Source organism: Lelliottia nimipressuralis, assembly GCF_004402045.1.
In the GTDB taxonomy this organism is placed as follows: domain Bacteria; phylum Pseudomonadota; class Gammaproteobacteria; order Enterobacterales; family Enterobacteriaceae; genus Enterobacter; species Enterobacter chinensis.
On record NZ_SOMG01000030.1, the window covers coordinates 35676 to 58062 of the forward strand.

A 22387-nucleotide genomic window follows, 5' to 3' on the forward strand; every position below is an offset into this window, starting at 1 on the left:
CACTTATCAGGAGTAAGTCATGGCCTTTTCTCAAGCGGTCAGCGGCCTGAATGCTGCGGCCACCAACCTGGACGTCATTGGCAACAACATCGCCAACTCCGCGACCTATGGTTTTAAATCCGGTTCTGCTTCCTTTGCAGACATGTTTGCCGGTTCCAAAGTCGGCCTCGGCGTGAAGGTCGCAGGCATCACTCAGGACTTTACCGACGGTACCACCACCAATACCGGTCGTGGTCTGGACGTTGCCATTAGCCAGAACGGTTTCTTCCGTATGGTCGATTCCAACGGTTCTGTGTTCTACAGCCGTAACGGCCAGTTCAAGCTGGACGAAAACCGTACGCTGGTAAACATGCAGGGTATGCAGTTGACGGGCTACCCGGTAGCAGGAACGCCTCCAACTGTTCAGACCGGTGCGAACCCTCAGGCTATCACCATTCCGAATACGCTGATGTCGGCGAAAGCCACCACCACCGCGACGCAGCAGATCAACCTCAACTCAACCGACCCTGTTCAAACTGCCCCGTTCGATGCGACTAACCCGGATACCTATAACAAAAAAGGTACCGTGACCGTCTTCGACAGCCAGGGTAACGCCCATAACATGTATGTCTACTACGTTAAGACAGCAAACAATAAATGGGATCTTTACACTCAGGACGGCAGCGTAGCAGGTTCTACAGCGACGAAAGCGGCGCAGATGAACTACGATGCGAACGGTAACCTGGCGGGTGTCTATAACTACGACGCTGCGGGTGTCCTGAGCGGAACCCCAAACGCCACGCCAGCCATTAATATCACCACCGGCTCTGTCGGCGGTGCGACGGCGGCGACCTTCTCCCTGAGTTTCCAGAACTCCATGCAGCAGAACACCGGCGTGAACAGCGTTGTGGCAACCAATCAGAACGGCTACAAGCCTGGCGATCTGGTGAGCTACCAGATCAACGACGATGGCACCGTAGTGGGAAGCTACTCTAACGAACAGTCTCAGGTTCTGGGTCAGATCGTGCTGGCAAACTTCGCCAACAACGAAGGCCTGAAATCGGAAGGCGATAACGTCTGGTCTGCCTCTCAGTCCTCCGGCGTGGCGCTGCTGGGCACGGCAGGCACCGGTAACTTCGGCAAGCTGACCAACGGCGCGCTGGAAGCTTCTAACGTGGATATGAGTAAAGAACTGGTGAACATGATCGTCGCGCAGCGTAACTATCAGTCTAACGCGCAGACCATCAAAACCCAGGACCAGATCCTCAACACGCTGGTTAACCTGCGTTAAGCGGCTAACAGGAAAGCGCAATGGATCACGCAATATATACCGCGATGGGCGCGGCAAGTCAGACGCTCAATCAGCAGGCTGTTACCGCCAGCAACCTGGCAAACGCCTCTACGCCCGGCTTTCGCGCGCAGCTTAATGCGCTGCGTGCGGTCCCGGTGGAAGGGCTTTCCCTGCCGACCCGTACGCTGGTCACCGCATCGACCCCTGGCGCAGATATGACGCCAGGGCAGATGGATTACACCTCGCGCCCGCTGGACGTTGCCCTGCAGCAGGACGGCTGGCTGGCGGTGCAAACGGCGGACGGCGGCGAAGGCTACACCCGTAACGGGAATATCCAGGTGAGCGCGACGGGCCAGCTAACGATTCAGGGTCACCCGGTAATGGGTGAAGCGGGTCCGCTGACCGTGCCAGAAGGCTCTGAGCTGACTATCGCCGCGGACGGTACCATTTCGGCGCTGAACCCGGGCGACCCGGCTAACACGGTTGCGCCTGTCGGACGTCTGAAGCTGGTTAAAGCTGAAGGCAAAGAGGTGCAGCGTGGCGACGACGGCATGTTCCGTTTGACCCAGGCGGCTCAGGCGACGCGTGGTGCCACGTTACAGGCCGATCCAAGCATCCGCGTGATGTCTGGCGTTCTGGAAGGCAGTAACGTCAAGCCGGTAGCCGCCATGAGCGACATGATTGCCAGCGCCCGTCGTTTTGAAATGCAGATGAAGATCATCAGCAGCGTGGATGAAAACGCGGGCAAGGCTAACCAACTTCTGGCTATGAGTTAACAGGACTCCTTATGATCAGTTCTTTATGGATCGCGAAAACTGGCCTGGACGCCCAGCAAACCAACATGGACGTGATTGCCAACAACCTGGCAAACGTGAGCACCAATGGTTTCAAGCGTCAGCGCGCCGTTTTCGAAGATTTGCTTTATCAAACCATCCGCCAGCCGGGTGCGCAGTCTTCTGAACAGACGACGCTGCCGTCAGGTCTGCAGATCGGTACCGGCGTTCGTCCGGTGGCCACCGAGCGTCTGCACAGCCAGGGTAACCTGTCTCAGACCAACAACAGTAAAGACGTGGCGATCAAGGGCCAGGGCTTCTTCCAGGTGCAACTGCCTGACGGGACCTCTGCCTATACCCGTGACGGCTCTTTCCAGGTCGATCAGAACGGTCAGCTGGTGACGGCGGGCGGCTTCCAGGTTCAACCTGCGATTACCATCCCGGCGAACGCCCTGAGCATTACCATCGGACGTGACGGCGTGGTCAGCGTGACCCAGCAGGGGCAGGCTGCGCCTGTTCAGGTAGGACAGCTCAACCTGACCACCTTCATGAACGATACCGGTCTGGAAAGCATTGGTGAGAACCTCTACACCGAAACGCAATCCTCCGGTACGCCAAATGAGAGCACCCCGGGCCTGAACGGCGCGGGCCTGCTGTATCAGGGCTATGTTGAAACCTCCAACGTGAACGTGGCGGAAGAGCTGGTGAATATGATCCAGGTCCAGCGCGCGTATGAAATTAACAGTAAAGCAGTGTCGACGACCGATCAGATGCTGCAGAAACTGACGCAACTCTAAGGTGTAGCCCGGTGCGGTAAACGCCGCGCCGGCTCCCTGTTTTCGAAGATGAAGGCAATGCAAAAAAACGCGGCGTTTCGTTATCCGATACTGACTGTTCTGGCTGTCACCCTCAGCGGGTGTGCTTTGATCCCGTCTAAACCATTGGTCCAGGGTGCGACGACTGCCCAACCCGTTCCTGGCCCATCGCCAGTGGTAAACGGTTCCATTTTCCAGACCGCGCAGCCGATTAATTACGGTTATCAGCCGCTGTTTGAAGATCGCCGCCCGCGTAATGTCGGCGATACATTGACCATTGTGCTGCAGGAAAACGTCAGCGCGAGCAAAAGCTCGTCGGCGAATGCCAGCCGCGATGGCAAAACGAATTTTGGCTTCGATACCGTACCGCGCTATCTGCAGGGCCTGTTCGGCAACGCGCGTGCTGATGTCGATGCCTCTGGCGGTAATACCTTTAACGGTAAAGGCGGCGCGAACGCCAGCAACACCTTCAGCGGTACGCTGACGGTTACGGTTGACCAGGTACTGGTTAACGGCAACTTACACGTTGTGGGTGAAAAACAGATTGCCATCAACCAGGGCACTGAATTCATTCGCTTCTCGGGCGTGGTTAACCCTCGCACCATCAGCGGCACCAACACCGTTCCGTCCACCCAGGTGGCGGATGCGCGCATTGAGTACGTCGGTAACGGCTATATCAATGAAGCGCAAAATATGGGCTGGCTGCAGCGCTTCTTCCTTAATTTATCGCCGATGTAAGCGAGGTGACCCATGTTTAAATCGATCTTCGCCGTGGCGCTCGCGCTGGTGGCAACGTTTGCCCAGGCTGACCGTATTCGCGATCTCACCAGCGTCCAGGGCGTACGTGAGAACTCGCTGATTGGCTATGGCCTGGTGGTGGGGCTGGATGGTACCGGTGACCAGACGACCCAAACGCCATTCACGACCCAAAGCCTGAACAACATGCTTTCCCAGCTCGGCATTACCGTGCCGGCCGGAACCAACATGCAGCTGAAAAACGTGGCCGCGGTGATGGTCACCGCATCCTTCCCGGCGTTTGCGCGTCAGGGACAGACCATTGACGTGGTGGTTTCCTCAATGGGTAACGCCAAAAGCCTGCGCGGTGGTACGCTGCTGATGACCCCGCTGAAGGGCGTCGACAGCCAGGTGTATGCGCTGGCACAGGGTAACATTCTGGTCGGCGGTGCGGGTGCATCCGCAGGCGGAAGCAGCGTGCAGGTGAACCAGCTGAACGGTGGACGTATCACCAACGGTGCGATCATTGAGCGTGAACTGCCGACCCAGTTTGGCGCAGGCAATACCATTAATCTGCAGCTCAATAATGAAGACTTCACGATGGCGCAGCAAATTGCCGATACCATCAACCGCAGCCGCGGCTATGGTAATGCAACGGCGCTCGATGCGCGTACCGTGCAGATCCGTACCTCCCCGGGCAGCAGCAACCAGGTGCGTATGCTGGCCGATATCCAGAATATGGAAGTGAACGTTCCGGTACAGGATGCCAAAGTGATCATCAACTCCCGTACTGGTTCAGTGGTGATGAACCGGGAAGTGTCGCTGGACAGCTGTGCCGTCGCGCAGGGTAACCTCTCTGTAACGGTAAACCGCTCCGCGAACGTGAGCCAGCCGACTACGCCATTTGGTGGCGGTCAGACGGTGGTAACACCGCAAACGCAGATTGATATGCGTCAGAGCGGCGGGTCACTGCAGAGCGTTCGCTCCAGCGCCAACCTGAACAGCGTGGTGCGTGCCCTGAACGCCCTGGGGGCAACGCCGATGGACCTGATGTCCATCCTGCAATCCATGCAAAGCGCGGGCTGCCTGCGCGCCAAACTGGAAATCATCTAATGCTGACCGATAGCAAACTGTTGACCAGTGCAGCCTGGGATGCCCAGTCGCTCAACGAACTGAAAACCAAAGCAGGCAAAGACCCGGCGGCGAATATCCGCCCGGTCGCCCGCCAGGTGGAGGGGATGTTTGTACAGATGATGCTGAAAAGCATGCGTGAAACCCTGCCGAAAGACGGGATGTTCAGCAGCGATTCAACGCGTCTCTACACCAGCATGTATGACCAGCAGATTGCGCAGCAGATGACCGCCGGTAAAGGCCTCGGTCTGGCTGACATGATTGTGAAACAGACCGAAGCCGCGCAGGGCATTCAGCCCCAGGAGCAGCCGCAGCAGGTGCCGATGAAGTTCGACCTGCAAACGGTGACCAGTTATCAGAACCAGGCCCTGACGCAAATGGTGCGTAAAGCCATGCCGAAAGCGACGAGCAGTGGTGATGAGCCGCTCTCGGGTGACAGCAAAGACTTCCTGGCGCAGCTTTCGCTGCCTGCGCGCCTTGCCAGCGAACAGAGCGGCGTGCCGCATCACCTGATTCTGGCACAGGCGGCGCTGGAGTCGGGCTGGGGTCAGCGCCAGATCCGCAAGGAAAACGGCGAGCCGAGCTTCAACATCTTCGGCGTGAAGGCCACCTCCAGCTGGAAGGGGCCGACAACGGAGATCACCACCACCGAATACGAGAACGGTGCGGCGGTGAAGGTCAAAGCAAAATTCCGTGTCTACAGCTCTTATCTGGAAGCACTGTCCGACTATGTGGGGCTGCTGAGCCGAAATCCGCGTTATACCGCCGTCACGCAGGCGTCGACAGCGGAGCAGGGCGCGCAGGCGCTGCAAAACGCGGGCTACGCGACCGACCCGAACTATGCGCGTAAGCTCACCAGCATGATTCAACAGCTGAAATCCATGGGCGAGAAGGTCAGCAAAGCCTATAGCACAGATATTGAAAATCTGTTCTGAAAGTTCTCAAGTCCCGGTGGAGGTTGCCGATAACCTTCATCAGGACTCGTGTCTGAACGTATAAAAGGAACCCCCATGTCCAGTTTGATTAACAGCGCCATGAGTGGCCTCAGTGCTGCGCAGTCGGCACTCAATACCGTCAGTAATAATATTTCAAGCTATAACGTGGCAGGTTACACCCGCCAGACCACGGTGCTGGGCGCCTCTAACAGTACGCTGACCGGCGGTGGCTGGGTGGGTAACGGGGTGTATGTCTCCGGTGTCCAGCGTGAGTATGACGCTTTCATCACCAACCAGCTGCGCGCTGCGCAGACGCAGAGCAGCGGTCTGACGACGCGCTATCAGCAGATGTCAAAAATTGACGATGTGCTCTCCGATACCACCAACTCGCTCTCCACCACGTTGCAGGATTTCTTCAAAAGCCTGCAAACCCTGGTGAGCAACGCGGAAGACCCGGCTGCACGTCAGACGGTGCTGGGTAAAGCGGGTGGTCTGGTCAATCAGTTTAAAACCAACGATCAGTATCTCCGTGACCAGGACACGCAGGTTAATACCGCCATCTCAAGCAGCGTGTCTCAGATCAACAACTACGCGACACAGATTGCGAATCTGAACGATCAGATTTCTCGTTTGACCGGTGTCGGTGCGGGTGCTTCGCCTAACGACCTGCTTGACCAGCGCGATCAGCTCGTGACTGAACTGAACAAAATCGTTGGCGTGGAAGTCTCCGTACAGGATAGCGGCACGTTTAATATCTCTCTCGGTAACGGGTACAGCCTGGTGCAGGGCAGCAAAGCCAGCCAGCTGGCGGCCGTGAAGTCCAGTGCCGATCCGTCTCGTACTACCATCGCCTACGTTGATGACGTGGCGGGTAATATTGAGATCCCTGAGAAATTTATCACCACCGGTTCTTTAGGCGGTTTACTGACCTTCCGTACTGAAGATCTGGATAAAGCCCGTAACAGCCTGAACCAGATGGCGCTGGCCTTTGCCGATGCGATGAACACGCAGCATGAAGCCGGTTTTGATGCTAACGGTGATGCTGGCGGTAAGCTGTTCAACTTTGGTTCTCCGGCGGTGCTGTCCAACAGCAAGAATGGTGGTTCTGCGGTTGTCACGGCGTCTGTGGCGGACAGTAAACAAGTCCAGGCGACAGATTATAAGCTGCAATTTAATGGCACCGACTGGACTGTCACTCGTACATCAGACAAAACCAGCTTTACGATGACCCCGGACGCCAGCGGCAATTTGTCGTTTGATGGCCTTAACGTCAATGTGAGCGGCACGGCAAATACCAAAGACAGTTTTACCGTGAAGCCTGTTTCTAACGTCATCATGAACATGGATCTGGCGATCAGCGACGAGTCCAAACTGGCGATGGCGTCGCTGCAGAACGGCGGTGAAAGCGACAACCGTAATGGTCAAAAGCTGCTCGATCTGCAAAACGCTAAAGTAGTGGGGGGCAACAAAACCTTCAACGATGCGTATGCCTCTCTCGTCAGTACCGTCGGTAGCTCGACGGCGTCACTGAAGGTGAGTAGCCAGACGAAAGCCAATGTGGAAACACAGTTAATTAAGCAGCAGCAGACCATCTCTGGGGTAAACCTCGACGAAGAGTATGGCAATTTGCAGCGTTATCAGCAGTATTACCTGGCCAATGCTCAGGTACTACAAACTGCCAGTACGCTCTTCGATGCAATTATCAACATTCGTTAAGGTTGAGGTGAACAATGCGTATTAGCACCCAGATGATGTACGAACAGAATATGCGTGGGATCACCGATTCCCAGAGCAGATGGCTGAGCTACGGCGAGCAGATGTCCACCGGTAAACGCGTCAATCGTCCGTCGGACGATCCTATCGCCGCGTCACAGGCCATCGTTCTGTCGCAATCTCAGTCGCAAAACAGCCAGTTCGCCCTCGCGCGTACCTTTGCAACGCAAAAGGTCTCGCTGGAGGATAACGTGTTAACCCAGGTGAACACCGCGATCTCAAGCGTGCGCGAGAAGCTGGTTTACGCCTCGAACGGCACGTTAAGCGATGACGACCGTCTTTCTCTGGCGACCGATATTCAGGGGATTCGCGATCAGCTGATGAACCTGGCCAACACGACGGATGGCAATGGTCGCTTTATCTTTGCGGGATACAAAACCGAGAGCGCACCGTTTGATGCCGCTACCGGGGATTACAACGGTGGCACTGAGGCCATCATGCAGCAGGTTGATACGGCGCGAAATATGGCGATTAGCCATACTGGCCAGCAGATTTTTAACAGCATTACCAGTAATGCGGAACAACTGCCGGGTGGTGGATATGGCGAAACAAACATGTTCAAAATCCTTGATTCTGCCATTGCGTCGCTGAAGACACCGGTTGAGAACGATCCCGCTGCGGCAACGGCGCAAAGCCAGGTGATTGCCAACGCGCAAATCGGCATCAAGAACTCCCAGAACAATGTCCTGACGGTTGTTGCGGATGTGGGAACCAAGATGAACGAGCTGGAAAAACTCGATACGCTGGGTGATGACCGCGCGCTGGGTCAAACAAAGCAGATGAGCGATCTGGTGGACGTCGACTGGAACGAAGCGATTTCCTCTTACACCATGCAGCAGGCGGCTCTGCAGGCCTCTTATAAAGCGTTTAGCGATATGCAGGGCATGTCTCTGTTCCAGCTGAACAAATAACATCTTGACCTCTTAGAACATGTCTTGAAACTGGGCATGTTTTACTGCCCAATCCGTCTGGATTGGGCATTTTTTTTATGCAGCTTCTGCCGGTGCGGAGGCAACGCGTGCGCTTTCAATCAAACGGATTGCCAGTGCAATGACGCCACAGACTGTCGCCAGCGCGACCACGCCCGTCCAGCCAGCTACCGAGTAGATATTGCTGCCTAACGCTGAACCCAGCGCCATACCGATAAAGACCATTGTAAAGAGCAGAGCGTTCAGGCGACCACGTGCCTGCGGCTCAAGGCTGTATACCAGGTTCTGGTGGGCGACCAGGCTGGACTGCAGACCCAGATCGAACCCGACGGCGGAGAGGGCGATCAGAATCAGCTGCCCATGAACACCCAACGCGGGCATCAGGAACATCAGGGCGAAGGAGACGGTCACCAGGACGGCACCAAGCTGCGTGACTTTTCCCGCGCCCAGTTTGTCCGCCAGACCACCTGCCAGCGGTGCAGCTAACGCACCGGCGGCTCCGGCAATACCAAAACCACCCGCTACGGCACTACCAAGGTGATAGCGTTCCAGCAGCATGACCGCAAGCGTAGACCAGAAGGCGCTAAAGGCAATCGACAGAAAACCCTGAGCCAGCGCCGCGCGGCGCAGAGCCGGGTAACGACGCCACAGATGTTCCATTGAGCGCATCAGAGCCGGATAGCTCAGCGTGGAGTGAATGGCAAAACGGGGGAGTACCATCCACATCATCACCCCGATGAACGTAATGCTCGCCGCGGCCAGCTGGTACATGACGCGCCAGCCAAACGCTTCGCCCACCACGCCGCTCACGGTTCTTGATAATAAAATACCCAGCAGCAGCCCGGTCATTACCGTGCCCACGGTTTTCCCCTGTTTGCCTTCCGGAGCGAGAATCGCCGCAGCGGGGACGATATCCTGTGCCATGGTGGCGGCCATGCCGATGAGCAGGCTTGCCAGCAGCAGAGAATGGAGCTGCCCGGTCAGACTACAGCCGAGAAGAAACAGAGCCAGCGCGGCGCTTTTAATCAGGATTAACGTCCTGCGGTCATGGCGATCGCCCAGGGGAAGCAGGAACAGGATGCCGAGCGCGTAGCCTGCCTGAGTCAATGTGGGAACCAGCCCCATGCCTTCAATGCTCAGATGAAGGTCGGCACCCATCAGCGGCAGAAGGGGCTGCGCGTAGTAGATTGATGCCACGCTGAAACCAGCCCCCAGGGCCAGCATAAAAATCACCCAGCGGCTTGCAGCGTGGGGAGTGGTTGTTGTGTTCATACGTTGTTCCTCATTCGTCGTGTGCAGCTATTTTTTATCAGTATGCCTTGCGACGGTAGCCAGCCCGGTGGTAAAACGCTTATACGTTGAACGTATAAGTGTAAATGCAATGATAAGAGCTGAGCGTATAGACAGGGTGGAGTTGATGCGGACGTTTGTCCGGATTGTTGAGGCGGGTTCGCTCTCTGCGGCGGCACGACAGCTGGCAACAACCCAGGCCACGGTGAGCCGACGGTTACAGTCGCTTGAGACAATGCTGGGCGTGCGCCTGATGTTACGCACCACCCACACGATGCGGCTGACGGATGACGGCGAGCGCTGCTATCAGCACGCCCGTCGGGTGATTGACAGCTGGCTGGCGCTGGAAGATGAGGTGGGCCAGTCGGAAGATGAACCTGTAGGCGTATTGCGGGTGAGGGCACCGCACGCATTTGGTCAGGACCAGCTTCTGAAACCAGTAACCGAATTTTTGCAACGCTATCCGCAGCTTTCTATTGAGTGGATGCTTAACGATCGGTCGGCGGATTTCCTCGGCGACAACCTTGACTGTGCCATTCGGGTAGGTGTGGAAGTCGATCCGGCGACCGTATCCGTGCTGCTGGCGGAAGTGCCGCGCTCGGTGGTGGCTTCTCCGGAACTGCTGGCCCGTTTTCCAACGGTCAACACGCCGGAGGATTTGCAACAGTTTCCCTGGATAGCTATCAGCTCTTTCTACCAGCGCCATGTGGAGCTTTTTCACGATGCATCACCCGCTACCGCACGAGTGACTATTACCCCACGCCTCAGTACCGACAGCCTGTATGTCGCACGCAATACGGCGCTCACCGGCCTTGGCGTGGCGGTGGTATCCAGCTGGACGGTACAGGATGATATTCGGCAAGGGCGGCTGGTGCATTTGCTGCCAGAGTGGCAGCCAGCGGCGTTACCGGTGCATCTGGTTTACCCCTGGTCCCGTTATTATCCGGCACGCTTGCGGCGTTTTCTGGAACTGATGCGGCAGGTAATGCCGGAGGTCACCGGGATGAGAAAGCCCGTGCAGCAGCCATAAAAAAAGCCGACCCGGAGGTCGGCTTTTTACTTTCTGTGTCGTTATTCGACAGACTGCGGACGCGTCGCTGGTGCAGTCGCCTGATGCGTTGCACTGTGGCCGCCTGCGGAGCCTTTACCTTCAAAGTGGAAAGCAGGGCGTTCCCAGTCACTGTGACGCGGGGCTTCAGGCACGTATTCCGGCGCTGGAGCGCGCGTCATAGGTGCTGTCGCCACGTGGGCCGCGGCTGGTGCAGAAACAACCGGCACTGGTTTCACTTCTGGCGCTTTCGCTTCTTCGGCTTCACGAACAGGTTCGACGGCAATCTCAACGTCCTGAACAACTTCTTCAGTAACGGTTTCAACTACGACTTCTGCCGCTTCTTCAACAGTGGCGGCAGGCTGTGCTTCTTCCACAACCTCTTCAGCCACTACGGTGTCTTCTTCAGCAATAAACTGCGGTGCGGCTTCAACCGGCGCGGCAATCACTTCAGGATGCGTGGTTTCCACTTCTACCGCGTGCGGGGTTTCAACCTCAACTGCCTGCGGTTCAACCACGGTAGCCGCTTCAGTCACCACCTCTTCAACTACAGCGACAGGTGCAATCACCTCTTCGGTCACAGGCTGTTCTTCAACAACCTGCTCCGGGCGAGCAACCGGATAGCGGATCCAGACTTTGCCGGAGGCCATTTCTGGCGAAGCACAGGCAATGGTCAGTGGCATTGGCGACTGAGTAGGATAACGCTCGTCACGATAGCGACGACGGCGCTGACCGCTGACGCGCAGATGACGTGGGGAACGACGTGAACGGCGCGGCATGCCGGCGTTATCACGGTTTTCACCGTTTTCATCCTGTTCAGCGTTGTTTTCAACGACAGCTGGCAGGTCGACTTTTGCCAGCTGTGTACCGGTTGCGCTCTCGCTTGTTTCAGCGGCGACAATGGTTGACTCTTCGGTTGCTTCGGAGGTGAAGCGAACTTTCTGAGTAAGCTGGCGCTGCTTACGACGCGGCATAACCTGAGTACGTTCTTCCTGCTCACCGTCCTGCTGTTCAGCAGGTTCTTCGCGGTTCAGGTTTTTGACTTCCTGCTGCGCCTGACGTTTCTCGTCGTTACGACGACGGCTACGTTCGCGGCGCGGCTGCTGGTCGTCACGCTGCTTGCTCTTCTCAGACTCATCGCCCGCCTGCTGGCGAATTTCACGATCTTCAACATTCGGCTGTTGTTTCTCGCGACGGTTGCGACGGTTGTCTTCGCGTTGCTCACGGCCTTCGCCATTCTCAGAGCGATTGTCACGGTTGTCACGACGCTCGCTACGATCATTACGGTCGTTGCGGTCATTACGATCGCGGCGGTTGTTCTGACGCTTACGGCGGTCCTGTTGACGCTCAGGTTTGGCCGCTTTTGGCTCTTCTTTCGGTTGCTCTGGCTGAACTTCCTCGCCGGCAAACATTTTCTTCAGTGCGCCGAAGAAGCGGCTCAGCAGACCCGGTTGCTCCGGCTGGGCTTTCGCTACAGTGGCTTCTGGTTTCTGCACCACAGGTGTTGCAGCAGGTTTTTCCAGGGCTGTTTCCGGTGGCGCTTCTGGCATGATGAAGGTCGCTAACGCAGGCTGCTCTGGCAGTTTACGTTCAGCAGGCTCTTCATCGGAAGGCAGGGCCATCTCTTCTTCATGCAGCTTAGGCAGCAGATAGCTGAGTGTGGTTGTCTCTTCGCCTTTACGGACGCGCAGCACGTGATAGTGCGGGGTCTGCATCTGATCGTTTGGCACGATGATGCAGCGAACTCCACCCTGACGCGCTTCAATTGCACTTACCGCTGCACGTTTTTCGTTCAGCAGGTAAGAGGCAACGGGCACCGGCACAATGGCGTGAACCTCTTTGGTGTTCTCTTTCAGCGCTTCTTCTTCAATCAGACGCAGGATAGAGAGGGACAGAGATTCGTTATCACGCACGGTACCGGTGCCGGAGCAGCGCGGACAAACGTGATGGCTGGACTCACCGAGAGACGGGCTCAGACGCTGACGGGACATCTCCAGCAGGCCGAAGCGTGAGATATGGCTAATCTGGATACGCGCCCTGTCCTGACGCACCGCTTCGCGCAGGCGGTTTTCAACCGCACGCTGGTGGCGTACAGGGGTCATGTCGATGAAGTCGATAACAATCAGACCACCCAGGTCGCGCAGGCGGAGCTGGCGGGCGATTTCATCAGCGGCTTCGAGGTTAGTGTTGTAGGCGGTCTCTTCGATATCGCCACCGCGCGTTGCACGCGCGGAGTTGATGTCGATAGCGGTCAGCGCTTCGGTGGTATCAATAACGATAGAACCGCCGGACGGCAGACGCACTTCACGCTGGAAGGCGGACTCAATCTGGGATTCGATCTGATAGTGGCTGAACAGCGGGATTTCACCGGTGTACAGTTTAATTTTGCTGGTGAAATCCGGACGACCCAGCGCGGCGATGTGCTGGCGAGCCAGCTCAAGCACTTTCGGGTTATCGATCAGAATCTCACCGATGTCCTGACGCAGGTAATCACGGAAGGCACGCACAATAACGTTGCTTTCCTGGTGGATCAGGAACGGAGCAGGGCGGCTTTCCGCAGCTTTCTGGATAGCTTCCCAGTGCTTCAGACGGAAGCTCAGGTCCCACTGCAGCGCTTCGGCTGATTTGCCTACGCCTGCGGTACGCACGATAAGCCCCATGCCATCAGGCAGTTCGAGGCTCGCCAGCGCTTCTTTCAGCTCGGTACGGTCATCGCCTTCGATACGGCGAGAGATACCACCCGCACGCGGGTTGTTAGGCATCAGAACCAGATAGCTCCCCGCCAGACTGATAAAGGTAGTCAGTGCGGCGCCTTTATTGCCACGCTCTTCTTTATCAATCTGAACAATAACTTCCTGACCTTCACGCAGAACATCTTTGATGTTTGGGCGGCCATGGGCGTTGTAGTTTGCAGGGAAATATTCGCGGGCGATTTCTTTCAGAGGGAGGAAACCATGACGCTCAGCACCGTAATCGACAAATGCAGCTTCAAGGCTTGGTTCAATGCGGGTGATTTTACCTTTGTAAATGTTCGCTTTTTTCTGTTCGTGTCCAGGACTTTCGATATCCAGATCGTACAGGCGCTGCCCATCCACAAGGGCGACACGCAACTCTTCTTGCTGAGTTGCGTTGATTAACATTCTTTTCATCGTAACTTACTCGTTATTCTTACATTGACGACAAAGCTGCGGGCAAGGTGACGCTTTCCGGGGTATGAACCGATGGCCTCGTGTCTATTCACGTCGCCAACCTCACGGTTGTCGCTCGCTTAAGAGGCGCAGAGTGTCGGTTGCCTGTGCTTCATACGGAAACACAGCGCAATTATCAGGGGAATTGCCTGGGAAGAACTCTCCAGAGAACAATCCTTATACCGGGAAGTACTGCAACCCGCAGCCCGCTAACTGCCTGAAAGATCAATACGTCTTACGCCATTGCTGCGTGGATGATCGGTCAGACAAAATTGGTCATTCCGTCAACATCCTTACTTAACCAGGATTTAACACGGAAAACAGCCTCATTATTCCACTGCTCGCCGGGTTATAGCAAGATGACTTTTACCAATTATCACCCGGTTACTCACAGTTTCTTCACTTCGGGGTGGTGATTGGTTTAATAACCACCAAATCGATTGCGCGAAACGGGGGACAGGCCGGATAAAAGTAAATATAAGCATAGAAAAATGAGTGGCGCTAATGGCTGACGATATTTAGAATCGCCAACCATGAAAACAGAGACTCCATCCGTAAAAATGGTTGCCATCGCCGAAGATGACGCGGGGCAACGTATCGATAACTTTTTGCGCACCCAGCTGAAAGGCGTGCCAAAGAGTATGATTTACCGCATCCTGCGTAAGGGCGAGGTGCGGGTTAACAAAAAACGCGTCAAGCCTGAGTACAAACTCGAAGCCGGTGACGAAGTACGTATTCCGCCGGTGCGCGTGGCTGAACGAGAAGAAGAGACCGTTTCACCTAAGCTACAGAAAGTAGCAGCCCTGAGCGATGTAATCCTCTACGAAGACGACCACATTCTGGTGCTGAATAAGCCGTCAGGAACGGCTGTCCATGGCGGTAGTGGCCTGAGCTTCGGCGTGATTGAAGGGCTGCGAGCCCTGCGCCCGGAAGCGCGTTTCCTTGAACTGGTTCACCGTCTTGACCGTGACACCTCTGGCGTACTGCTGGTAGCGAAAAAGCGTTCTGCGCTGCGTTCTCTGCATGAACAGCTGCGTGAAAAAGGCATGCAGAAAGACTATCTGGCGCTGGTTCGCGGTCAGTGGCAGTCCCATGTGAAAGTAGTACAGGCGCCGCTGCTGAAGAACATACTGCAAAGCGGCGAGCGTATTGTTCGTGTGAGCCAGGAAGGTAAACCGTCTGAGACGCGTTTTAAAGTTGAAGAACGCTATGAGTTTGCCACGCTGGTGCGCTGCAGCCCGGTTACCGGTCGCACCCACCAGATCCGCGTGCATACCCAGTTTGCAGGGCATCCTATCGCGTTTGATGACCGGTATGGCGACAGGGAATTTGATAAGCAGCTGGCAGGCACCGGGCTGTCGCGTCTCTTCCTGCATGCGGCAGCGCTGAAGTTCACCCACCCTAATACGGGTGAAATCATCCGTATTGAAGCGCCGCTGGATGAGCAGTTGAAACGCTGTCTTAAGGTTCTGCGCGGCTGATTATGTGCCGGGTGGCGCTGCGCTTACCCGGCCTATGAAATCCGTAGGTCCATGCAAGCGAAGCGCCACTGGGCAAAAGTCACGCTGTCAGCGGATTACACTCTTCTCGCCTTAGCATCTGACACAGGGCAATCAGCGGCAATCCTACTAGCGTGTTGGGATCGCGACCGTCCAGCTTGTCAAACAGCGCAATCCCCAATCCTTCACTTTTGAAGCTACCCGCACAGTTCAGCGGACGCTCCCGGCGTACGTAATCCACAATCTCTTGCTCACTGAGATGGCGAAAGTGCACGTCGAACGGCTCGCATTCCGTTTGCAGGTGACCAGAGGCGGAGTTATAGAGCGCCAGGCCCGTATAAAAGGTGACGATACTGCCTCGCGCACGCAGAAGCTGCTGGCAGGCGTTCTCCTCCGTATGGGGCTTGCCGGTGATTTCGCCGTCCAGCACGCAAACCTGATCGGAGCCTATAATCAAATGCGAGGGATAGCGTGCAGCCAGCGATTGTGCTTTCTCCTTAGCAAGACGCGTCACCAGATGACGCGGTGACTCGCCCGGCTGTGGCGTCTCATCGACTTCTGGCGCGGCGCATTCAAACGGGATCCCGAGCTTTTCCAGCAGCATTCGGCGGTAGGGTGACGTGGAGGCGAGAACAAGATTTGGCATATTTTTATCACCAGATATAGCGTATCGATGCCAGCCATTTTAAACTACAGGCCGCAATGTGTGCGAATAATTGGCAAAAGGCAGCCCAGGTTGCCTTTTTCTTTGACTCTATGACGTTACAAAGTTAATATGCGCGCCCTATGCAAAAGGTAAAATTACCCCTGACTCTTGATCCGGTTCGTACGGCTCAAAAACGCCTCGATTACGAAGGTATCTATACTTCCGATCAGGCTGAGCGTATTGCCGCATCTGTAGTCAGTGTGGACAGTGATGTAGAATGCTCCATGTCGTTCGCTATCGACAACCAGCGTCTCGCCGTTTTAACCGGTGATGCAAAGGTGACGGTAACGCTCGAGTGTCAGCGTTGCGGGAAACCGTTTGTACAGCATGTTCACACAACGTATTGTTTCAGTCCGGTTCGTTCTGACGAACAGGCTGAAGCACTCCCGGAAGCGTATGAGCCGATTGAGGTTAACGAATTCGGTGAAATCGATCTTCTGGCTCTGGTTGAAGATGAAATCATCCTCACCTTGCCAGTGGTTCCGGTGCATGATTCTGAACACTGTGAAGTGTCCGAGGCGGACATGGTCTTTGGTGAACTGCCTGATGAAGCGCAAAAACCAAACCCATTTGCCGTATTAGCCAGCTTAAAGCGTAAGTAATTGAGGAGTAAGGTCCATGGCCGTACAACAGAATAAACCAACCCGTTCCAAACGTGGCATGCGTCGTTCCCATGACGCGCTGACTGCAGTTACCAGCCTGTCTGTAGACAAGACTTCTGGTGAGAAACACCTGCGTCACCACATCACCGCTGACGGTTTCTACCGCGGCCGCAAGGTTATCACTAAGTAATCACGCGTCAGCGTGATTAGGCTTAGTGAGGATTTCCCCGTGCAAACGGGGAATTTACCGAACCAGGCTGCGACGATACCTTGACACGTCTAACCCTGGCGTTAGATGTCATGGGGGGAGATTTTGGCCCTTCCGTGACAGTGCCTGCAGCATTGCAGGCACTGAATTCTAATTCGCAACTCACTCTTCTATTAGTCGGCAATCCCGACACAATCACGCCATTACTTGCAAAAGCTGACTTTGAACAACGTTCACGTCTGCAGATTATTCCTGCGCAGTCAGTTATTGCCAGTGATGCCCGACCCTCACAGGCTATTCGTAATAGCCGCGGCAGTTCGATGCGAATGGCGCTGGAGCTGGTGAAAGAAGGGCGCGCGCAGGCCTGCGTCAGTGCGGGAAATACCGGCGCGCTGATGGGGCTGTCGAAATTGTTGCTCAAGCCTATTGATGGTATTGAGCGCCCGGCGCTGGTGACGGTGTTACCGCACCAACAAAAGGGTAAGACGGTGGTGCTCGACTTGGGTGCTAACGTCGACTGTGATAGTACAATGCTGGCTCAGTTTGCCGTGATGGGATCGGTGCTGGCGGAAGAAGTGGTCGGGATCAACAATCCCCGTGTTGCGTTACTGAACATTGGTGAAGAAGAGACCAAAGGCCTGGACAGCATTCGCGAAGCGGCTGAATTGCTCAAACAGGTTCCCTCCATCAACTATATTGGTTATCTCGAAGCCAATGAGTTGTTGACGGGTAAAACGGATGTTCTGGTGTGCGATGGCTTCACCGGAAACGTCACGTTGAAGACCATGGAAGGGGTCGTGCGCATGTTTCTTTCTCTGCTGAAATCGCAGGGAGAAGGCAAAAAAAGCGCCTGGTGGTTGATTTTATTAAAGCGTTGGTTACAAAAAAGCCTGACGCGGCGATTCAGTCACCTCAACCCCGACCAGTATAATGGCGCCTGTCTGTTAGGATTGCGCGGCATCGTGATTAAGAGTCATGGTGCCGCCAATCAGCGAGCATTTGCTGTCGCGATTGAACAGGCAGTGCAGGCGGTGCAGCGGCAAGTCCCTCAGCGGATTGCCGCTCGCCTGGAATCTGTATTAGCTAAAAGTGACTGAGCGTACATGTATACGAAGATTTTAGGTACCGGCAGCTACCTGCCAAAACAAGTGCGTACCAACGCCGATCTGGAAAAAATGGTAGATACGTCTGACGAGTGGATTGTCACGCGCACAGGTATCCGTGAACGTCGTATTGCCGCGCCAGACGAAACCGTGTCGACCATGGGTTACGAAGCCGCACAGCGTGCTATCGAAATGGCGGGCATTGATAAAGAACAGATTGGTTTGATCGTGGTTGCCACGACGTCTGCCACCCACGCTTTCCCAAGCGCGGCGTGCCAGGTGCAAAACATGCTCGGCATTAAGGGCTGTCCGGCGTTTGACGTCGCTGCCGCGTGCGCAGGTTTCACCTATGCACTGAGCGTTGCCGATCAGTATGTTAAATCCGGTGCCGTCAAATATGCGCTGGTGATCGGTGCTGACGTGCTGGCGCGTACCTGCGATCCGACCGATCGCGGAACGATCATTATTTTTGGTGATGGTGCGGGTGCAGTGCTGCTGGGGCAGTCTGAAGAGCCGGGTATCATCTCCACGCATCTGCATGCTGATGGAAGCTACGGTGAGCTGCTGACACTGCCTAACGCCGATCGCGTTAATCCGGATAACTCCATTTACCTGACTATGGCAGGTAATGAGGTGTTCAAGGTGGCGGTGACTGAGCTTGCGCACATTGTCGATGAGACGCTGGAAGCGAATAATCTTGAACGCACCGCCCTCGACTGGCTGGTGCCGCATCAGGCGAACCTGCGTATCATCAGCGCGACCGCTAAAAAGCTGGGCATGTCGATGGATAACGTTGTGGTGACGCTGGATCGCCACGGCAACACCTCTGCGGCGTCAGTACCGTGCGCATTTGATGAAGCGGTACGCGACGGGCGAATCAAACGGGGCCAGCTGGTCTTGCTTGAAGCCTTCGGTGGCGGGTTCACCTGGGGTTCCGCGCTGGTTCGTTTCTAGGATAAGGAATAAAAAATGACGCAATTTGCTTTTGTATTCCCGGGGCAGGGTTCTCAAACCGTTGGGATGTTGTCTGAAATGGCAGCAAACTATCCGGTAATTGAAGAGACTTTCCGTGAAGCTTCCGATGCACTGGGTTATGATTTATGGGCGCTGACCCAGCAGGGGCCGGCCGAAGAACTGAACAAAACCTGGCAGACCCAGCCAGCGCTGCTGACCGCATCTGTTGCGCTGTGGCGTGTCTGGCAGCAGCAGGGTGGTAAAGCGCCAGCGCTGCTTGCGGGCCATAGCCTGGGTGAATACTCTGCGCTGGTCTATGCCGGTGTGATCGCGTTTGCTGACGCGGTCCGTCTGGTTGAACTGCGCGGCAAATTCATGCAGGAAGCGGTGCCAGAAGGTACGGGTGGCATGTCTGCTATCATCGGTCTTGACGATGCTTCCATTGCAAAAGCGTGTGAAGAATCCGCTGAAGGCCAGGTGGTTTCGCCGGTAAACTTCAACTCGCCGGGCCAAGTGGTTATCGCTGGTCACAAAGATGCGGTTGAACGTGCCGGTGCAGCCTGTAAAGCCGCGGGCGCAAAACGTGCGCTGCCGCTGCCTGTCAGCGTGCCGTCTCACTGCGCGCTGATGAAGCCAGCAGCCGAGAAACTGGCGGTTGAGCTGGAAAAAATTACGTTTAACGCACCGACGATTTCCGTTGTGAACAACGTCGATGTGAAATGTGAAACCACGCCGGAAGCTATCCGTGACGCGCTGGTTCGCCAGCTCTACAGCCCGGTACAGTGGACCAAAACCGTTGAGTTTATGGCCGCTCAGGGCGTTGAGCATCTGTATGAAGTCGGCCCAGGGAAAGTCCTCACCGGTCTGACAAAACGTATTGTTGACACCCTGACAGCCTCGGCGATTAACGAGCCGGAAGCGATGTCAGCGGCACTCTCGCAATAAAAGAGGAATACCATGAGTTTTGAAGGAAAAATTGCCCTGGTGACTGGCGCAAGCCGCGGTATCGGGCGTGCAATTGCTGAAACACTGGTTGCGCGCGGCGCGAAGGTGATTGGTACAGCAACCAGCGAGAATGGCGCTCAGGCCATCAGCGAATATCTGGGTGCAAACGGTAAAGGTCTGGTACTGAATGTGACCGAACCTGCATCTATCGAATCTGTTCTGGAAAATATTCGCGCAGAATTTGGTGAAGTGGATATTCTGGTAAACAATGCCGGGATCACTCGTGATAACCTGTTAATGCGAATGAAAGACGACGAGTGGAACGATATCATCGAAACCAACCTGTCATCTGTATTCCGTCTGTCAAAAGCGGTAATGCGCGCTATGATGAAAAAGCGTCATGGTCGTATTATCACTGTCGGTTCTGTGGTTGGTACCATGGGAAATGCTGGTCAGGCTAACTACGCTGCGGCGAAAGCAGGTCTGATCGGTTTCAGTAAGTCGCTGGCGCGTGAAGTCGCGTCCCGCGGTATTACTGTAAACGTTGTTGCTCCGGGCTTTATTGAAACGGACATGACGCGTGCGCTGACTGATGATCAGCGTGCGGGTACGCTGGCAGCTGTTCCTGCGGGCCGCTTAGGCGACCCTAAAGAAATTGCCAGTGCGGTTGCATTTTTAGCCTCTGACGAAGCGGGTTACATCACTGGTGAGACCCTCCACGTCAACGGCGGGATGTATATGGTTTAACCACGATGAAAAATATTTGCGTTATTAGGGCGAATGGCCTCAAAATAACGTAAAATCGTGGTACGAACTGCCGGGATTTAGTTGCAAATTTTTCAACATTTTATACACTACGAAAACCATCGCGAAAGCGAGTTTTGATAGGAAATTTAAGAGTATGAGCACTATCGAAGAACGCGTTAAGAAAATTATCGGCGAACAGCTGGGCGTTAAGCAGGAAGAAGTTGTGAACTCCGCTTCCTTCGTTGAAGACCTGGGCGCAGATTCTCTTGACACCGTTGAGCTGGTAATGGCTCTGGAAGAAGAGTTTGATACTGAGATTCCGGACGAAGAAGCTGAGAAGATCACCACCGTTCAGGCTGCCATTGATTACATCAACGGTCACCAGGCGTAAGTGAACATCTCCAGGCGGTCATTCGACCGCCTGAGTTTTATCTTTTTTAGTCCCACGAATCTCTTTTATTTTTCCCTCCCTGGAGGACAAACGTGTCTAAGCGTCGTGTAGTTGTGACCGGACTTGGCATGTTGTCTCCTGTCGGCAATACCGTAGAGTCCACCTGGAAAGCTCTCCTTGCCGGTCAGAGCGGCATCAGCCTAATCGACCATTTCGATACTAGCGCCTATGCAACGAAATTTGCTGGCTTAGTAAAGGATTTTAACTGTGAAGAATTTATCTCGCGCAAAGAACAGCGCAAGATGGATGCCTTCATTCAATATGGAATTGTCGCTGGCATTCAGGCCATGCAGGATTCTGGCCTTGAGATTACGGAAGAGAACGCAACCCGTATTGGCGCCGCTATTGGCTCCGGTATCGGCGGTCTTGGCCTGATCGAGGAAAACCATACATCTCTGATGAATGGCGGACCGCGCAAAATCAGCCCGTTCTTCGTTCCGTCCACGATTGTTAATATGGTGGCAGGTCACCTGACCATCATGTTCGGCCTGCGTGGGCCAAGCATTTCTATCGCGACCGCTTGTACGTCTGGCGTGCATAACATCGGCCAGGCCGCGCGTATGATCGCGTACGGCGATGCAGATGCTATGGTTGCAGGTGGCGCTGAAAAAGCCAGTACCCCGCTTGGCGTGGGTGGCTTTGGTGCCGCACGTGCGCTGTCTACCCGCAACGATAATCCTCAGGCGGCAAGCCGTCCATGGGATAAAGATCGTGACGGTTTCGTGTTGGGCGACGGTGCGGGCATGATCGTACTGGAAGAGTACGAGCACGCGAAAAAACGTGGTGCGAAAATTTATGCTGAAGTCGTTGGCTTTGGTATGAGCAGCGATGCTTACCACATGACGTCTCCTCCGGAGAACGGCGCGGGTGCCGCGCTGGCGATGGCAAACGCAATCCGTGATGCGGGTCTCACTCCAGCTCAGATTGGCTACGTTAACGCGCACGGTACTTCTACACCTGCAGGCGATAAAGCAGAAGCTCAGGCGGTTAAGTCTATCTTCGGCGAGTCTGCCAGCCGCGTAATGGTAAGCTCCACGAAATCCATGACCGGTCACCTGTTGGGCGCGGCGGGTGCAGTAGAGTCTATCTACTCGATCCTTGCGCTGCGCGATCAGGCTGTTCCGCCAACCATCAACCTGGATAACCCGGATGAAGGTTGCGATCTGGACTTCGTTCCTCACGAAGCGCGCCAGGTTAGCGGTATGGAGTACACCCTGTGTAACTCCTTTGGCTTCGGCGGCACGAATGGTTCTCTGATCTTCAAAAAGATCTGATCCTGAAGACC

The 22387-nt window shown here is 55.3% G+C and carries 21 protein-coding genes; 18 read left to right on the plus strand and 3 right to left on the minus strand.

The window, feature by feature from the left end; all coding sequences use genetic code 11:
- Positions 1–19: 19 nt before the first annotated feature.
- The 8 genes from flgE (at position 20) to flgL (ending at position 8343) form a co-directional block, all read left to right on the plus strand.
- Entirely contained in the window at positions 20–1270 is a 1251-nt protein-coding gene (gene flgE, locus E3U32_RS17720) for a flagellar hook protein FlgE (protein WP_134349825.1), read from the plus strand.
- Between the two features lie 20 nt (positions 1271–1290).
- Positions 1291–2046, plus strand: coding sequence for a flagellar basal body rod protein FlgF (locus tag E3U32_RS17725; RefSeq protein WP_049007894.1), 756 nt, complete (start codon positions 1291–1293; stop codon positions 2044–2046).
- Between the two features lie 11 nt (positions 2047–2057).
- Positions 2058–2840: a flagellar basal-body rod protein FlgG gene (gene flgG, locus E3U32_RS17730; RefSeq protein ID WP_008500810.1), complete on the plus strand. Its 783-nt coding sequence runs from the start codon at positions 2058–2060 to the stop codon at positions 2838–2840.
- Positions 2841–2897: 57 nt separating this feature from the next.
- Entirely contained in the window at positions 2898–3596 is a 699-nt protein-coding gene (gene flgH / locus E3U32_RS17735; protein WP_134349826.1) for a flagellar basal body L-ring protein FlgH, read from the plus strand.
- Positions 3597–3608: 12 nt separating this feature from the next.
- Entirely contained in the window at positions 3609–4706 is a 1098-nt protein-coding gene (locus E3U32_RS17740) for a flagellar basal body P-ring protein FlgI (protein WP_134349827.1), read from the plus strand.
- The gene (gene flgJ, locus E3U32_RS17745) at positions 4706–5659 is read left to right on the plus strand and encodes a flagellar assembly peptidoglycan hydrolase FlgJ (RefSeq protein ID WP_134349828.1); all 954 of its coding nucleotides are present in this window, start codon (positions 4706–4708) and stop codon (positions 5657–5659) included. The genes E3U32_RS17740 and flgJ overlap by 1 nt, the downstream gene beginning before the upstream one ends.
- Before the next feature lie 75 nt (positions 5660–5734).
- Entirely contained in the window at positions 5735–7375 is a 1641-nt protein-coding gene (gene flgK, locus E3U32_RS17750; RefSeq protein WP_134349829.1) for a flagellar hook-associated protein FlgK, read from the plus strand.
- Positions 7376–7389: 14 nt separating this feature from the next.
- Positions 7390–8343 carry a flagellar hook-associated protein FlgL gene (gene flgL / locus E3U32_RS17755; RefSeq protein WP_134349830.1) on the plus strand — a complete coding sequence of 318 codons (954 nt, stop codon included), beginning with the start codon at positions 7390–7392 and terminating at the stop codon, positions 8341–8343.
- A gap of 75 nt (positions 8344–8418) precedes the next feature.
- On the opposite strand, the gene E3U32_RS17760 is transcribed toward flgL, so the two are convergent.
- Positions 8419–9633 carry an MFS transporter gene (locus E3U32_RS17760; RefSeq protein WP_134349831.1) on the minus strand — a complete coding sequence of 405 codons (1215 nt, stop codon included), beginning with the start codon at positions 9631–9633 and terminating at the stop codon, positions 8419–8421.
- A gap of 145 nt (positions 9634–9778) precedes the next feature.
- Here E3U32_RS17760 and E3U32_RS17765 point away from each other — a divergent pair, with 145 nt between their 5' ends.
- Positions 9779–10681, plus strand: coding sequence for a LysR family transcriptional regulator (locus tag E3U32_RS17765; RefSeq protein WP_407057594.1), 903 nt, complete (start codon positions 9779–9781; stop codon positions 10679–10681).
- Between the two features lie 41 nt (positions 10682–10722).
- On the opposite strand, the gene rne is transcribed toward E3U32_RS17765, so the two are convergent.
- Entirely contained in the window at positions 10723–13848 is a 3126-nt protein-coding gene (gene rne, locus E3U32_RS17770; RefSeq protein ID WP_134349832.1) for a ribonuclease E, read from the minus strand.
- Between the two features lie 572 nt (positions 13849–14420).
- On the opposite strand from rne, the gene rluC reads away from it, so the two are divergent.
- Entirely contained in the window at positions 14421–15368 is a 948-nt protein-coding gene (gene rluC, locus E3U32_RS17780; protein ID WP_134349834.1) for a 23S rRNA pseudouridine(955/2504/2580) synthase RluC, read from the plus strand.
- Between the two features lie 79 nt (positions 15369–15447).
- Here rluC and E3U32_RS17785 read toward each other — a convergent pair whose 3' ends face one another.
- On the minus strand, positions 15448–16032 hold the full coding sequence (locus E3U32_RS17785; protein ID WP_047348996.1) for a Maf family protein: 585 nt from the start codon (positions 16030–16032) through the stop codon (positions 15448–15450).
- 140 nt (positions 16033–16172) lie between these two features.
- Between E3U32_RS17785 and yceD the strand changes: the two genes are divergently transcribed.
- The 8 genes from yceD to fabF all read left to right on the plus strand — a co-directional run bounded on the left by yceD (position 16173) and on the right by fabF (position 22376).
- Positions 16173–16694 (plus strand): 23S rRNA accumulation protein YceD, encoded by a 522-nt coding sequence (yceD, locus tag E3U32_RS17790; RefSeq protein WP_134349835.1) that lies wholly within the window; start codon positions 16173–16175, stop codon positions 16692–16694.
- A 16-nt stretch (positions 16695–16710) separates the two neighbouring features.
- Entirely contained in the window at positions 16711–16884 is a 174-nt protein-coding gene (rpmF, locus tag E3U32_RS17795) for a 50S ribosomal protein L32 (RefSeq protein WP_003857964.1), read from the plus strand.
- Between the two features lie 80 nt (positions 16885–16964).
- Positions 16965–17999, plus strand: coding sequence for a phosphate acyltransferase PlsX (plsX, locus tag E3U32_RS17800; protein WP_134349836.1), 1035 nt, complete (start codon positions 16965–16967; stop codon positions 17997–17999).
- Positions 18000–18005: 6 nt separating this feature from the next.
- Complete coding sequence (locus E3U32_RS17805) at positions 18006–18959, plus strand: beta-ketoacyl-ACP synthase III (protein ID WP_023311150.1); 954 nt, start codon at positions 18006–18008, stop codon at positions 18957–18959.
- A gap of 15 nt (positions 18960–18974) precedes the next feature.
- Positions 18975–19904 (plus strand): ACP S-malonyltransferase, encoded by a 930-nt coding sequence (gene fabD, locus E3U32_RS17810; RefSeq protein ID WP_134349837.1) that lies wholly within the window; start codon positions 18975–18977, stop codon positions 19902–19904.
- 12 nt (positions 19905–19916) lie between these two features.
- Entirely contained in the window at positions 19917–20651 is a 735-nt protein-coding gene (gene fabG / locus E3U32_RS17815; RefSeq protein WP_010429699.1) for a 3-oxoacyl-ACP reductase FabG, read from the plus strand.
- Between the two features lie 154 nt (positions 20652–20805).
- Positions 20806–21042 (plus strand): acyl carrier protein, encoded by a 237-nt coding sequence (acpP, locus tag E3U32_RS17820; protein ID WP_003857954.1) that lies wholly within the window; start codon positions 20806–20808, stop codon positions 21040–21042.
- Between the two features lie 92 nt (positions 21043–21134).
- Entirely contained in the window at positions 21135–22376 is a 1242-nt protein-coding gene (gene fabF, locus E3U32_RS17825) for a beta-ketoacyl-ACP synthase II (protein ID WP_134349838.1), read from the plus strand.
- The last annotated feature ends 11 nt before the right edge of the window (positions 22377–22387 follow it).